The organism is Halomonas sp. NO4 (assembly GCF_010994375.1).
In the GTDB taxonomy this organism is placed as follows: domain Bacteria; phylum Pseudomonadota; class Gammaproteobacteria; order Pseudomonadales; family Halomonadaceae; genus Halomonas.
Map to the genome: position 1 here is coordinate 150,756 of NZ_WHMA01000006.1, position 14,555 is coordinate 165,310.

Consider the following 14,555-nt stretch of genomic DNA (forward strand, 5'->3'; position numbering starts at 1 on the left):
CCGCTTCAGCGAGGCTGGCGGAGAGTCTTTCAGCAATCCGCGCCGTTTTCCACCCGCACGCGCCCGAAGTTGCTGACGATGACGCTTGCAGCGTTGCCGTGACGGCCGCAGACATGGAAGGTGCCGTTGTGGCCACTGGCCCGCCCCAGTGACTTGTAGCGTACCGGGTAGCCGCGGCTGAAGGTGATGGCGGGGCCGCCACTGCCCTCCAGCACACGGAGCGTCTCGGTCGCGGAGAGATTGCCGCCGGGCGCCTGGCCCTGCACGACCACGAGCGGCAGCGACCAGTCGGTGAGGTCGCAACTCGTGCTGGTGGCACTGGGGCGCGGGCACACCGAGATCGTCGTTCGGCGAGTGATGGCGGTGTTGCGCGCCAGGGCCAGTGCCGTCTTGAGGCGCATGACCTCGGTGACGACCTCCTGGCGGGCGGCCTGGGCCTGGAAGCTCGGCACCGCCCAGGTGGCGAGGATCGCCATGACGGCGAGGGTGATCACCAGTTCGACCAGGGTGAAACCCCGTACGCTGCGAGGGCCCGGCAACGACCGCCTCCTGCGGTGGCCGGGGGGTGGCTTTGCATAGCGCATGCCGCTCTCCCGAAGTGAAGTTCCTTGTCACAGGGGTGCCTTCACTCTAGTCGAGCCGGGGGATGTGTCCGTAAGACATTGCTGATATTTGCCGTGAGCCAACTCGCACGGACGCTCAGTCGTCAGGGCGCTGCTCCTGCAGGTAGCGGTCGCGGTGGGCGCTGCTGCAGAACCATTCGCCGGCGCTCTTGTCGCGCAGCGCTTCGGTCTCGGGGACGTGCACCTGGCACCAGGCGCAGCGCACCATCTGCCCGCCGCTCTGCTGCTCGTCCGGCTCGCCTTGCTGGGCCAGCTTCCACTCGCGGTACATGCGATAGAGTTTCAGGCCGGCAAAGAAGAGCACGGCGAAGATGATCAGGCGAATGAGCAACAGGTTCATCCTTTTGAGGCTCCCTGTAAGGGGCGGGCGGCTTTGCCAGTCGGGCGCCCTTGCGGGACAATGGCGATACATTGGATTCTCGAGAGATTTCTACGCCCATGCAAGACTTGACGCTGGTGATGGCACAGCTTGACCCGCTGGTGGGAGACATCCCCGGCAATGCCGAACGGGCCATCGAGGCGGTGCGCGAGGCGCGCATCGAGCATGGTGCCGATATCGTGGTGTTTCCGGAGCTCTTCCTGAGCGGCTATCCCCCCGAGGACCTGCTGCTGCGCCCCTCCATGGAGACCCGCCTGCGCGAGGCGCGCTCGCGCATGGCCGCCAAGGTCGCCCGCGACGTACTGGTGGTCATCGGCTACCCAGGGCGCCGGGAGGGGCACGGCTACAACCTGGCCGGGGCGCTCTACAACGGTGAGTGGCTCGACGAGTACGCCAAGCAGGCGCTACCCAACTACCAGGTCTTCGACGAGCGGCGCTATTTCGTCACCGGCGATCGTCCCCTGGTGATCGAACATCAGGGGGCGAAGCTGGGGGTGCTGATCTGCGAGGACCTGTGGGAAGGGACGCCGGTGCGTGCCGCACGCGATGCCGGCGCCGAGATCCTGATCACCCTCAACGCCTCGCCCTACCATCAGGACAAGCCCGCCGAGCGTTTGCGTCTGCTCGAGCAGCGCGCCGCCGAGGTCGAGCGGCCGGTGGTCTACGTCAACACCATCGGCGGCCAGGACGAGCTGGTCTTCGACGGCGGCTCGGCCTGCGTGGACGCCGGCGGCGAGCTGCGCGTGCTGGCGCCCTACTGGCAGGCGGGGCTGATGCCGGTGCAATTCGTCCGCGAGAACGGCCGCTGGGTGCCCCGCGAGGGTGAGATCGAACCCTCCGTCGAGCCAGAGGAGAGCCTCTACTGCGCGCTGGTCACCGGGCTGCGCGACTACGTCAACAAGAGCGGCTTCGAGGGGGTGGTGCTGGGCCTCTCCGGCGGCATCGACTCGGCGCTGTCGCTGGCCATCGCCGTGGACGCCCTGGGGCCGCAGCGCGTCCAGGCGATGATGATGCCCTACCACTACACCGCCGACATCTCCCGGCAGGACGCCGCCGAGCAGGCGCGCCTGCTCGGCGTGCACTATGAGGTGCTACCCATCGAGCCGATGGTCGAGGCGTTCATGGAAACGCTGGCCGACACCTTCGCCGGCACGACCCGCGACACCACCGAGGAGAACCTGCAGTCGCGCTGCCGCGGCGTGCTGCTCATGGCCATCTCCAACAAGAAGGGGCTGATGGTGCTCTCCACCGGCAACAAGAGCGAGATGGCGGTGGGCTACGCCACGCTCTACGGTGACATGGTGGGCGGCTACAATGCCTTGAAGGACGTCTACAAGAGCTGGGTCTACCGCGTGGCGCGCTGGCGCAATACCCAGTCGCCGGCGATCCCCGAGCGGGTCATCGAGCGCCCGCCCTCCGCCGAGCTCGCCCCGGACCAGAAGGACACCGACTCGCTGCCCGACTACGACGTGCTCGACGCCATCCTGATGCGCTACATCGAGGGCGACATGAGCGCCGAGGCGATCATCGCCGCCGGCTTCGACCGCGACGACGTCTACAAGGTGGTCAAGCTGGTCGATCGCAACGAGTACAAACGGCGCCAGGCGGCGGTGGGCGTGCGCGTCACGCCCCGCGGTTTCGGCCGCGACCGGCGCTACCCCATCGTCAATGGCTGGCAGCCGGGAGAGTAGACGCAAAGCAGCGCCCCGCCCCGGCGCCCGACCAAAAAAACGCCACCGTCCCGAAAGGCGGTGGCGTTCTGCTTTACGGCATCCAGCCTTGTCAGCCCGTAGCTGTCAGGCCGACAGCGATTCGCCGTCGACGTGCCGGGGCTGGAAGGTGCGGCCGCGCAGCTGCTCGTGGCGCGGGGCGTTGTCGATCAGCACGTTGAGCACTTCGCGGGCGCGGTCGCGCATGTCGAGGCCCAGGTAGCCTTCCACCATCATCGCCAGCGCATCGCGGGTGGCTTGGGACTCTGGATACTTCTCGATTACCCAGCGGCCGCGCTCGACGGCAGCGAGGTAGGCGCCCTTGCGCAGGTAGAAGTCGGCCACGTGCAGTTCGTGACGCGCCAGGACGTTGCGCAGGTAGACGAGTCGCTGCTCGGCGTCCGGGGCGTATTCGCTATCGGGGTAGCGGTTGATGAGCTCGCGGAAGTCGGTGTAGGCGTCGCGCGAGGCGCCCAGGTCGCGCTTGGAGATGTCGATCAGGCGCAGCCGCTCGAGACTGAAGCGCCCGGCCTGCCAGGCGGCCAGGCCGCGCAGGTAGAGCGCGTAGTCGGCGCGGGGATGGCTGGGATGCAGGCGGATGAAGCGGTTGGCGGCGGCGCGGGTCGCCTCCCAGTCGCCGGTCTCGTAATAGGCGTAGATCAGCTCGAGCTGGGCCTGCTCGGCATGGTTGCCGAAGGGGAAGCGCGTGTCGATCGCCTCGAGGCGGGAAATGGCCGTGGTGTAGCGGCCGTCCTCGAGGGCTTCGCGGGCCTCCTCGTAGAGCTCGCGCTCGGCGACGCCGGCGAACTCGTCGGCTTCCTCTTCCGGCGCGCCATTGCTGGCACAGCCAGCCAGCAGGGTGAGGGCCATCAGGAGGGCGGCAAGGCGGGTGGCGATGGGGAGAGCGCGCATCGTGATCCTCGTGTCAAACATCCCGTGTCGGCCATGGTAGAATCGACCGCAAACCCGTCCACTATAAAGCACCTGGCGTGAAAACGCAGTCCTCGGTGCCCGCAACGATCGTCTCTATGCCCCAGACACTGGAAGCCCAGCACCGCGTGCCCGATGCCCTGGCAGGCAGTCGCCTCGACCAGGCCGCCGCCGAGCTCTTTGCCGACCACTCCCGCGAGCGTCTCAAGGGCTGGATCAAGGCCGGCGCGCTGACCGTCGACGGCCGCCCCGGCAAGCCCAAGGAGAAGGTGGCGGGCGGCGAGTGGCTGCGCCTGGTGGCCGAGCTCGAGGAGCAGGCGCGCTTCGAGGCCGAGGACATCCCGCTGGCGGTGGTGTACGAGGACGACGCCGTGTTGGTCATCGACAAGCCGGCGGGGCTGGTGGTCCATCCCGCGGCGGGCAACCCCGACGGCACCCTGCTCAATGCCCTGCTGCATCACTGTCCGGCGCTCGCCGCGGTGCCGCGCGCCGGCATCGTGCACCGTCTGGACAAGGACACCAGCGGGCTGATGGTGGTAGCCAAGACGCTCGCCGCCCAGACCGCCCTGGTGGAGCAACTCCAGGCGCGCAGCGTCTCGCGAGAGTACGACGCCGTGGTCACCGGGGTGATGACCGCAGGCGGCACCGTGGACGCCCCCATCGGGCGGCATCCCCGCGACCGCAAGCGCCAGGCGGTGCATGTCACCGGCAAGCCGGCGGTGACGCACTACCGCGTGGTGGCGCGCTTCCGCGGGCACACCCACGTGCGCTGCCGGCTGGAGACGGGACGCACCCATCAGATCCGCGTGCACATGGCCCATCAGCGCTTCCCGCTGGTGGGCGATCCCGTCTATGGTGGGCGTCTGAAACTCCCCGCGGGCGCCGACGAGGGCCTCAAGGCGCTGCTGCGCGAGTTTCCGCGCCAGGCGCTGCACGCCCGCAAGCTCGCCTTCGACCACCCCGGCAGCGGCGAGCGCCTGACCTTCCGTGCCGACCAGCCCGACGATCTGCTGCTGCTGATCGATGCCCTTCGCGCCGATGCCGAGACGATGACATGAGCGATGCGCCCCATCTCAAGCCGACCCTGATCACTCCTGACTGGCCGTCGCCGGCGGGTGTGGGTGCCTTTGTCACCACCCGCGAGACCGGGCCCAGCCAGGGGGAGTTCGCCTGTTTCAATCCGGCGGCGGGGGTGGGCGACAATCCCGCTCACGTGACGCTGTGCCGGCGCCTGCTCGGCCACGAGGTGGGCGACGACCGGCCCCTGCTGTGGCTCGATCAGGTGCACGGCGCCCGCGTGCAGGCGAGCTACGCGGCCGAGGCGCCCGAGGCCGACGCCGCCGTGGCCTTCGATCGCGGCTATGCCTGCGCGGTGCTTACCGCCGACTGTCTGCCGGTGTTCTTCTGCGACCGCGAGGGCACCCGCGTGGGCGTGGCCCATGCGGGATGGCGCGGCCTGGCCGGCGGCGTGCTGGAGGCCACGGTGGCGGCGCTCGGTGCCCCGTCGGAGCGGCTCATGGCCTGGCTGGGGCCGGCGATCTCCAACGCCCAGTTCGAGGTGGGCCCCGAGGTGCAGCAGGCCTTCGTCGGCGTGCATCCCGAGGCGGCTGCCGCCTTCGACCCCAGCCCCTATCGCCTGGGGCACTTCATGGGCGATCTCTACAAGCTCGCCCGGCTGCGTCTCGAGCGCCTGGGCGTGGCGCACATCAGCGGCGGCCACTTCTGTACCGCCTGCGAATCGCGTTTCTACTCCTACCGTCGCGACGACGCCAGCACCGGGCGGATGGCCAGCGTGATCTGGCTGCGCTGACACGCAAGGCTCGAGGTTCAAGGGTCAAGGTTCGAGGAATCTCACACGCAACCCAGTGCCGGCTGGCTATCCTGCTCTCGTCCCTCGTCCCTCGTCCCTCGTCCCTCGTCCCTCGTCCCTCGTCCCTCGTCCCTCGTCCATTGACTCATATCAACCCAGCGGTCCCTTTCCCTGGCCGTCGACTTGAAAGTCGGCCAATCCGACTCCATTGATTCTGTCAAGACGAATTGACAGGGCAACACGGGGCGTCCGACCGCGCCGCTACCCCGATGGAGGATGGATTGATGCGTTTCGACAAGTTCACCGCCAAGCTGCAGAACGCTGTGGCCGAGGCCCAGTCCTTGGCCGTGGGCCGCGGCCACAACCAGCTCGAGCCCGGCCACCTGCTGCTGGCGCTGCTCGATGCCCGCGACACCGGCGTCAAGGCGCTGGTGCAGCGGGCCGGCGGCGATGCCGCCAAGCTGCGCGACACGCTGGTCAGCCACCTCGACGACCTGCCCCGGGTCGGCCAGTTCGACGGCGAGGTGCAGCCCTCGCGCGACCTGGGCAAGCTGTTCAACCTCACCGACCGCGAGGCGCAGAAGCGTGGCGACCAGTACATCGCCAGCGAACTGGTGCTGCTCGCCGCGCTGGAGATGCGCCATGCGGTGAGCAAGCTGCTGGGGCAGGCCGGGGTGACCCGCCAGGCGCTGGAAGGCGCCATCGACAGCGTCCGCGGTGGCGAGAAGGTTGACGACCCCAACGCCGAGGAGAGTCGCGAGGCGCTGGACAAGTACACCCTGGATCTCACCGAGCGCGCCGAGCAGGGCAAGCTCGATCCGGTGATCGGTCGCGACGACGAGATCCGCCGCACCATCCAGGTGCTGCAGCGGCGCACCAAGAACAACCCGGTGCTGATCGGCGAGCCGGGCGTGGGCAAGACCGCCATCGTTGAGGGTCTGGCTCAGCGCATCGTCGACGGCGAGGTGCCGGAAGGCCTCAAGGACAAGCGCGTGCTGTCGCTGGACATGGGCGCCCTGCTGGCCGGTGCCAAGTACCGCGGTGAGTTCGAGGAGCGCCTGAAGGCGGTCCTCAAGGAGCTGGCCCAGGAAGAGGGCCGCATCATCCTGTTCATCGACGAGCTGCACACCATGGTTGGCGCCGGCAAGGCCGAGGGCGCCATGGACGCCGGCAACATGCTCAAGCCGGCGCTGGCGCGCGGCGAGCTGCACTGCGTGGGTGCCACTACCCTCGACGAGTACCGCCAGCACATCGAGAAGGACGCGGCGCTGGAGCGGCGCTTCCAGAAGGTGCTGGTCGATGAGCCCACCGAGGAGGACACCGTGGCGATCCTGCGCGGCCTCAAGGAGCGCTACGAGGTGCACCACGGCGTCGACATCACCGACGGCGCCATCATCGCCGCGGCCAAGCTTTCTCACCGCTACATCACCGATCGTCAGTTGCCCGACAAGGCGATCGACCTGGTCGACGAGGCGTGCTCGCGCATCCGCATGGAGCTTGACTCCAAGCCCGAGGAGATGGACCGCCTCGACCGTCGGCTGATCCAGCTCAAGATGGAGCGCGAGCATCTCAAGAAGGAGACCGACGAGGCCTCGAAGAAGCGCCTCGAAAGCCTGGAAACCCAGATCGCCGAGTTTGAGCGCGAGTACGCCGACCTGGAGGAGATCTGGAAGGCCGAGAAGGCGAGCATCCAGGGGGCCGCCCAGTTCAAGGACGAGCTCGATCGCGCCCGCGTGGAGCTGGAGCAGGCGCGCCGCCAGGGCGATTTGGCGCGCATGTCGGAGCTGCAGTACGGGGTGATCCCGGAGCTCGAGAAGAAGATCGCCGAGTCGAGCGCCACCGAGGTGGACACCGCCCGGCACCAGCTGTTGCGCTCCAACGTCACCGAGGAGGAGATCGCCGAGGTGGTGTCGCGGTGGACCGGCATTCCGGTGGCCAAGATGCTCGAGGGCGAGCGCGACAAGCTGCTGCGCATGGAGGAGGCGCTTCACGAGCGGGTGATCGGTCAGGACGAGGCGGTGGCCGCAGTGGCCAACGCCGTGCGCCGCTCGCGGGCCGGTCTCGCGGACCCCAACCGCCCCAACGGCTCCTTCCTGTTCCTCGGCCCCACCGGGGTGGGCAAGACCGAGCTGTGCAAGGCGCTGGCCGGCTTTCTCTTCGACACCGAGGAGGCGATGGTGCGCATCGATATGTCGGAGTTCATGGAGAAGCACTCCGTGGCGCGGCTGATCGGCGCGCCCCCCGGCTACGTGGGCTACGAGGAGGGCGGTTATCTCACCGAGGCGGTGCGTCGCAAGCCGTACTCGGTGCTGCTGCTCGACGAGGTGGAGAAGGCCCACGCCGATGTGTTCAACATCCTGCTGCAGGTGCTCGAGGATGGCCGCCTCACCGATGGCCAGGGGCGCACGGTGGATTTTCGCAACACCGTGATCGTGATGACCTCCAACATGGGCTCCGACATCATCCAGCGGATGGGGGCGGGCAGCGACCAGGACGATGTCGACAAGAGCCATGTCGACAAACACTATGCCGAGATGAAGGAGATGGTGATGGCGGTGGTGGCCGATCACTTCCGGCCGGAGCTGATCAACCGCATCGACGAGGTGGTGGTCTTCCATGCCCTCGACCAGGCGCAGATCCAGGCCATCGCCGCGATCCAGCTCGACCGGCTGCGCGCCCGCCTCGCCGAGCACGACCTGTCGCTGGAGGTCTCCAGCGAGGCACTGGCCCAGCTCGCCGTGGTCGGCTTCGATCCGGTGTTCGGGGCGCGACCGCTCAAGCGGGCGATCCAGAGCCGCCTCGAGAATCCGCTGGCTCAGGACCTGCTGGCCGGCAAGTTCTCGCCCGGCGACATCATCCGCGTGGAGGTCGAGGAAGAGGGGCGCCTGGTCTTCCATACCGCGTGACACGCCCCTTGCCCGGCCATTCACAAGTCGTTACGTGGATCGCCGGGCGCGCCGCCTAGGGCGGACTAGACTGATTATCAGGTTGCGTCCTGTAACCCCCTTGCCCGTCGACTTCCCCAGCCGGCGGGTTTTTTTCGCGCCGCTTCCTTGCCAACACCACGGCCTTGGTCTAGCGAACGGCCCCTGGCGGTTGACACCCTTGCCGCGCTAATGGAATCTTGAGCCTTCCTGATACGCGGGCGCGGCCACCAGCGGGCGATCCCCCCTTGCCGCGCGAAGGGTAGGCCGGCTGGCCTCTACCCGCCGAAGGACTTCCGCCGTCGGTCAACCGCCGATGACGGCCAACGCCCCGACGCGGCGATCCGCCGTGATGAGAGTGCAGGCCCCAACAGGGCCCTTCAAGCCAGGGTTTGGCATCAGGTGCCGGCATGGCCGGCAGCGGCATACCGCCGCACTCGACCCCGTGTTCCCGACTTGGACACGGATCGCACTCGAGACCTCCAGGGGAGAAACATCCGTGGAACTGCTTTCCGGCGCAGACATGATCGCCCGCTTCCTTCAGGACGAGGGCGTCGAATACATCTATGGCTATCCCGGCGGCGCGGCGCTGCACATCTACGATGCGCTGTTCCGCCAGGACAAGGTCAAGCACATCCTGGTTCGCCACGAGCAGGCGGCCACTCACGCCGCCGACGGCTATGCGCGCGCCTCGGGCAAGCCGGGTACCGTGTTGGTCACCTCCGGCCCGGGCGCCACCAATGCCGTCACCGGCATTGCCACCGCCTACATGGACTCGATTCCCATGGTGGTGCTGTGCGGCCAGGTCATGAGCCACCTGATCGGCGATGATGCCTTCCAGGAGACCGACATCGTCGGCGTGACGCGGCCCATCGTGAAGCACAGCTTCTCGATCAGGCACCCCAGCGAGATTCCGACGGTGCTCAAGAAGGCCTTCTACCTGGCCTCGACGGGGCGCCCTGGCCCGGTGGTGGTGGACATTCCCAAGGACATGACCGCCCCCACCGAGCGTTATGAGTACGTCTATCCCAAGAAGGTGAAGCTGCGCTCCTACAACCCGGTGGCGCGCGGCCACACCGGCCAGATCAAGAAGGCCGTGGAGCTGATGCTCAAGGCCAAGCGGCCGGTGTTCTATACTGGTGGTGGCGTGGTTACCGGGCGCGCCAGCGAAGGGCTCACCGACCTGGTCAAGCGGTTGGGTTTCCCCATCACCACTACCCTGATGGGTATCGGCTCCTATCCGCAGAGCGACCGCCAGTGCCTGGGTTGGCTGGGCATGCACGGCTCCTACGAGTCCAACATGGCCATGCACCATGCCGACCTGATCGTGGCCATCGGCGCGCGCTTCGATGATCGCGTGACCAACAACACCTCCAAGTTCTGCCCCACGGCCAAGATCATCCACGTCGACATCGACCCCAGCTCCGTCTCCAAGACGGTGCGCGCCGACGTGCCCATCGTCGGCCCGGCGGGCAGCGTGATCAACGAGATGATCAGCCTGGTCCAGGGCCAGGAGATCGCTTACCCGGAGGCACTGGCCGAATGGTGGGAGAAGATCGACGGCTGGCGCGAGGAGCGTCACGGCAAGCTCTACGAGCCGTCCCAGCCGGGCGAGGCGCTCAAGCCCCAAGAGGTGGTCGAGGCGATCTGCGAGGCGACGCGTGGCGAGGCCTACGTGACCACCGACGTGGGGCAGCACCAGATGTTCGCGGCTCAGTACTACAAGTTCGACAAGCCCAACCGCTTCATCACCTCCGGGGGGCTCGGCACCATGGGCTTCGGCTTCCCGGCGGCCATGGGGATCAAGCAGCACTTCCCCGAGGAGCAGGTGATCTGCATCACCGGCGAAGGCAGCTTCCAGATGATGATGCAGGAACTTTCCACCTGTAAGCAGTTCGGTGGCGGGGTGAAGATCATCAACCTCAACAACGCCTCGTTGGGCATGGTGCGCCAGTGGCAGGATCTCAACTACAAGTCGCGCCACGCCCACTCCTACATGGAATCGCTGCCCGACTTCGCGAAGCTGATCGAGGCCTACGGCTTCACGGCGCTGCGAGTGGAGACCAAGGAGCAGCTGGGGCCGGCGCTCGAGCGCACCCTGGCCGACAAGGACGAGCTGGTGTTCCTGGATGTCATCGTCGATCCGCGCGAGCACGTCTATCCGATGCAGGTGCCCCTGGGCTCCATGCGTGACATGCTGCTTTCCAAGACGGAGCGGACCTGATGCGCCATATCATCTCGATTCTGATGGAAAACGAACCGGGCGCCCTGTCTCGTGTGGTGGGGCTCTTCTCGCAGCGCAACTTCAACATCGAGACGCTCAACGTCGCGCCCACCGAGGATGAGACCCTGTCGCGGCTCACCGTGACCACGGTGGGCGACGACCGGGTGATCGAGCAGATCACCAAGCACCTCAACAAGCTGATCGACGTGGTCAAACTGGTGGACCTCACCGAGGGCAACCACATCGAGCGCGAGCTGATGCTGGTGAAGGTCAAGGCGCTGGGGGCGGCCCGCGACGAGGTCAAGCGCACGGTGGACATCTTTCGTGCACAGATCGTCGACGTCTCGCCGAGCCTCTACACGGTGCAGATCACCGGTGACGCCGGCAAGCTCGACGCCTTCCTGCAGGCCATGGCGCCGGTGGGCATCCTCGAGGTGGCCAGGACCGGTGTTTCTGGCATTGCCAGAGGAGATAAGGTTCTCAGCCTCTGAGCTTGAGACTTGCTGGAATGACAAAGCCGCCCCTCGAGGCGGCTTTGTCGTATCCGAGCCATCACGGCTAGCGCTCGGCGACCTCGTCCCAGAGCGCCTGGATCAGCGGGCTCTTCAGGCGCCGCTCCAGCACGCAGAGGCCCACGTCGTAGTGGGGCAACTCCGGCTTGACCGGGAGCACCCGAACGCGCTCCACCAGCGGGCTGTTGTCGAGCACGATCTTGGGCACCACGCCGATGCCGAAGCCCAGTCCCACCATGCTGACGATGGCCTCGTGGCCGGCTACCTGGGCGTAGATCCGAGGGGCCACGCCCAGCGCGCGGAACCAGGTGTCGGAGTACTCCCGCGACAGCCCCGCCTCGGAGAGGATCATCGGCACCTGATGCCACTGCGCGACGCGAGGTGTCTCCGGAGTGGCGGGGATCCAGTCGTGTGCCTCGTGGGGGGCGATGAACACCAGCGGCGAGCGGGTCAGCGACTTGAACGCCAGCGCCTCGGGGGCCTGGCGCGGGCGCGGGGTGATCGCCATGTCCTCGTCGCCGGCGAGTACGCGAGCCATGGCTTCGGCGGGGTCGCCGGTGTGCAGCTTGAGTTCGATGCCCGGATGGCGACCGCGGAAGTCGCTGAGCAGCGCGTAGAGGAAGCTGTAGCTGGCGGTCACCGAGCAGTAGATGCTGATCTCGCCGGTGAGGTGCGTTGCCTCGCTCATCAGCGACAGGCGCAGTGTTTCCCACTGGGCGAGAGTCTCCCGGGCGAAGCGTTGGAAGGTCTCGCCGTGGCGAGTCAGGGCGACATGGCGGTTGTCGCGCTCGAAGAGCGGTACGCCGAGGCTCGCCTCGAGCTGGCGGATCGAGCGGGAGAGCGTCGAGGGACTGACGTGGCAGGCTTCGCTGGCGCGACCGAAGTGCAGTGTGTCGGCCAGGGTCAGGAAGTGCTTGAGGGGGCGAATGTCCATGCCGGAATTATTGCATATCCTGGCATATGACGTTGCAAATATCGCGTTTTACGCAACGGAGGGGCTGGCGTAAGGTGTCTGCATCGAATGACCGACTCCCAGCGCCGCGACAGACGGTGCGGGTGGCCATCAACGCGGACACGATCTTCCACCATCGACTTTCAGGAGCACTGCCATGCGCGTCTACTACGACAAGGACTGCGACCTCTCCCTCATCCAGGGCAAGCAGGTCACCATCGTGGGCTATGGATCCCAGGGCCATGCCCATGCCAACAACCTCAAGGAGTCCGGCGTCGACGTCACTGTCGCGCTGCGTTCTGGCTCTTCTTCCGCGGTCAAGGCCGAGGCCGCCGGTCTCAAGGTCGCTTCCGTCGAAGAGGCGTGCCAGAGCGCCGACGTGGTGATGATCCTGGCGCCGGACGAGAACCAGAAGGCGATCTACGAGAACCAGGTTGCACCCAATCTCAAGCAGGGGGCTACCCTGGCCTTCGCCCACGGCTTCAACATCCACTACAACCAGATCGAGCCGCGCGCCGACCTCGACGTGATCATGGTCGCTCCCAAGGCGCCAGGCCACACCGTGCGTTCCGAGTTCGTGCGCGGCGGCGGCATCCCCGACCTGATCGCCATCCAGCAGGATGCCTCTGGCCGGGCCAAGGAGCTCGCCCTCTCTTACGCCGCGGCCATCGGCGGCGGGCGCAGCGGCATCATCGAGACCTCCTTCAAGGACGAGACCGAGACCGACCTCTTCGGCGAGCAGACCGTGCTGTGCGGCGGCGCCGTGGAGCTGGTCAAGGCGGGCTTCGAGACCCTGACCGAAGCCGGCTACGCCCCGGAGATGGCCTATTTCGAGTGTCTCCACGAGCTCAAGCTGATCGTCGACCTGATGTACGAGGGCGGCATCGCCAACATGAACTACTCTATCTCCAACAATGCGGAGTATGGCGAGTACGTGACCGGCCCCGAGGTGATCAACGAACAGTCGCGCGAGGCGATGCGCAACGCCCTGAAGCGTATCCAAACCGGTGAGTACGCCAAGATGTTCATCAATGAGGGCAACACCAACTACCCGTCGATGACCGCGCGTCGCCGTCTCAACGCCGAGCACGAGATCGAGCAGGTGGGGGCCAAGCTGCGCGGCATGATGCCGTGGATTGCCGCCAATCAGCTGGTCGACAAGAGCAAGAACTGAGGCCGCCGGGCTTCCTTGCTGCTGCCGAGGGCGCGGACTTCCGCGCCCTCGCTGTTTTTGGCTGCCGACAGCGTACCTTTTCGCACTTCCGGCAGCGTGCAAGAATGGGCTCTTCCTTTGGGCAACGGACGACAGGCATGAGTCAGGATTCCCGCAATACCGCGCATGACACCCGGCGGCCCGGTACTGAGTCCCATCGGACGACGCAGGAGTCGGCTCCTGGCGAGGACGAGGATCTGGCGGCCGCCTTCCTGCGCGAGACGGAGGTGATCGAAGAGTCCATCGAGGATGGGCGAAAGGTGCGGCGTAAGGGGATCTACCTGCTGCCCAACCTCTTCACCACTTCGGCGCTCTTCGCCGGCTTCTTTGCCGTGATCGCGGGTATCAACGGCGACTTCACCGCCGCCTCTGTCGCCATCTTCATTGCCATGGTGCTCGACGGGTTGGATGGCCGTGTCGCCCGCCTGACCAACACCCAAAGCGCCTTCGGCGCCGAGTACGATAGTCTCTCCGACATGCTCTCTTTCGGGGTGGCACCGGCACTGGTAGCCTTCACTTGGATTCTGCAGGATGTCGGCAAGACCGGATGGGTGGTGGCCTTTCTCTACGTGGCCTGTGCGGCATTACGCTTGGCCCGCTTTAACGTGCAGATAGGTAGCGTCGACAAGAAATGGTTCATCGGGCTGCCAAGCCCTTCGGCTGCGGCTCTGGTGGCAGCCAGCGTCTGGACCTTCCACAGCTTCGATGCCGAGGCGCTGGGCTTCAAGCTGCTGATGATGTTCGTGGTGGCCGCGGCGGGCGTGTTGATGGTCAGCAATATTCGTTACTACAGCTTCAAGGACATCGACCTCAAGGGGCCGGTGCCCTTCGTGGTGCTGCTTGCCATCGTGCTCGGCTTCGTGGTGATCTCGGTGGAACCTTCGGTGATGCTGCTGCTGCTGTTCGGCACCTATGTGGCTTCCGGGCCGACGCTGGCCATCATGCGCAAGATGAAGCACTCGCCCCCTGCAAAATGAGCCGTTAAGCAAGACCGACGCCCGCCTCTGCGCGGGCGTTTTTGACGGCGGGCATCGCGCCGCTTCATCCACAGGCCCTCTCCTTCGAGCGCCTGTGGATCGTTTTTCGCCACCGTTCCGACATCGCTTCGCCGCGGGCCTGAAACTTTTTACACGAAGCCCTTGCGAGGTCTCGGTGAAAGCCGTAAAGTACGCATCCGCTGCCGGCGACGGGCAACGTGGCCGGCGGTGGGAAGAGTGGCAAGTGGCTGTCTTGATTTGGGTTTTTCGACTCGTGTCGCAAAATCCGCCCTTGACGCCCA

12 protein-coding genes are annotated in these 14,555 nt (G+C 66.5%); 8 read left to right on the forward strand and 4 right to left on the reverse strand.

Features of this window, described 5'->3' with window-relative positions; translation table 11 throughout:
- Nucleotides 1-29: 29 nt before the first annotated feature.
- A complete protein-coding gene (locus FEF15_RS07270; protein ID WP_163558492.1) occupies nucleotides 30-539 on the reverse strand; it encodes a GspH/FimT family pseudopilin in 510 nt (169 codons plus the stop codon).
- Nucleotides 540-699: 160 nt separating this feature from the next.
- Nucleotides 700-963, reverse strand: coding sequence for a PP0621 family protein (locus tag FEF15_RS07275; protein ID WP_163558493.1), 264 nt, complete (start codon nucleotides 961-963; stop codon nucleotides 700-702).
- 98 nt (nucleotides 964-1,061) lie between these two features.
- Between FEF15_RS07275 and FEF15_RS07280 the strand changes: the two genes are divergently transcribed.
- Complete coding sequence (locus FEF15_RS07280; protein WP_163558494.1) at nucleotides 1,062-2,693, forward strand: NAD+ synthase; 1,632 nt, start codon at nucleotides 1,062-1,064, stop codon at nucleotides 2,691-2,693.
- Between the two features lie 105 nt (nucleotides 2,694-2,798).
- Here the strand turns inward: FEF15_RS07280 and FEF15_RS07285 are convergent, their stop codons facing one another.
- Complete coding sequence (locus FEF15_RS07285; protein ID WP_163558495.1) at nucleotides 2,799-3,623, reverse strand: outer membrane protein assembly factor BamD; 825 nt, start codon at nucleotides 3,621-3,623, stop codon at nucleotides 2,799-2,801.
- A 116-nt stretch (nucleotides 3,624-3,739) separates the two neighbouring features.
- Between FEF15_RS07285 and rluD the strand changes: the two genes are divergently transcribed.
- The 5 genes from rluD to ilvN all read left to right on the forward strand — a co-directional run bounded on the left by rluD (nucleotide 3,740) and on the right by ilvN (nucleotide 11,090).
- Nucleotides 3,740-4,699, forward strand: a complete 960-nt coding sequence (gene rluD / locus FEF15_RS07290) for a 23S rRNA pseudouridine(1911/1915/1917) synthase RluD (protein ID WP_163558496.1) — start codon at nucleotides 3,740-3,742, stop codon at nucleotides 4,697-4,699.
- Nucleotides 4,696-5,451, forward strand: a complete 756-nt coding sequence (gene pgeF, locus FEF15_RS07295; RefSeq protein ID WP_163558497.1) for a peptidoglycan editing factor PgeF — start codon at nucleotides 4,696-4,698, stop codon at nucleotides 5,449-5,451. Before rluD ends, pgeF begins: the two co-directional genes overlap by 4 nt.
- A 284-nt stretch (nucleotides 5,452-5,735) precedes the next feature.
- Nucleotides 5,736-8,357 carry an ATP-dependent chaperone ClpB gene (gene clpB, locus FEF15_RS07300; protein WP_163558498.1) on the forward strand — a complete coding sequence of 874 codons (2,622 nt, stop codon included), beginning with the start codon at nucleotides 5,736-5,738 and terminating at the stop codon, nucleotides 8,355-8,357.
- Between the two features lie 517 nt (nucleotides 8,358-8,874).
- The gene (locus FEF15_RS07305) at nucleotides 8,875-10,599 is read left to right on the forward strand and encodes an acetolactate synthase 3 large subunit (RefSeq protein WP_163558499.1); all 1,725 of its coding nucleotides are present in this window, start codon (nucleotides 8,875-8,877) and stop codon (nucleotides 10,597-10,599) included.
- The gene (ilvN, locus tag FEF15_RS07310; RefSeq protein ID WP_089687343.1) at nucleotides 10,599-11,090 is read left to right on the forward strand and encodes an acetolactate synthase small subunit; all 492 of its coding nucleotides are present in this window, start codon (nucleotides 10,599-10,601) and stop codon (nucleotides 11,088-11,090) included. Before FEF15_RS07305 ends, ilvN begins: the two co-directional genes overlap by 1 nt.
- A 67-nt stretch (nucleotides 11,091-11,157) precedes the next feature.
- On the opposite strand, the gene ilvY is transcribed toward ilvN, so the two are convergent.
- Complete coding sequence (ilvY, locus tag FEF15_RS07315) at nucleotides 11,158-12,045, reverse strand: HTH-type transcriptional activator IlvY (RefSeq protein ID WP_163558500.1); 888 nt, start codon at nucleotides 12,043-12,045, stop codon at nucleotides 11,158-11,160.
- A 175-nt stretch (nucleotides 12,046-12,220) separates the two neighbouring features.
- On the opposite strand from ilvY, the gene ilvC reads away from it, so the two are divergent.
- Both ilvC and pssA read left to right on the forward strand, forming a co-directional pair.
- Nucleotides 12,221-13,237 (forward strand): ketol-acid reductoisomerase, encoded by a 1,017-nt coding sequence (ilvC, locus tag FEF15_RS07320; RefSeq protein WP_163558501.1) that lies wholly within the window; start codon nucleotides 12,221-12,223, stop codon nucleotides 13,235-13,237.
- Nucleotides 13,238-13,374: 137 nt separating this feature from the next.
- Complete coding sequence (gene pssA / locus FEF15_RS07325) at nucleotides 13,375-14,253, forward strand: CDP-diacylglycerol--serine O-phosphatidyltransferase (protein WP_163558502.1); 879 nt, start codon at nucleotides 13,375-13,377, stop codon at nucleotides 14,251-14,253.
- Nucleotides 14,254-14,555: the final 302 nt, after the last annotated feature.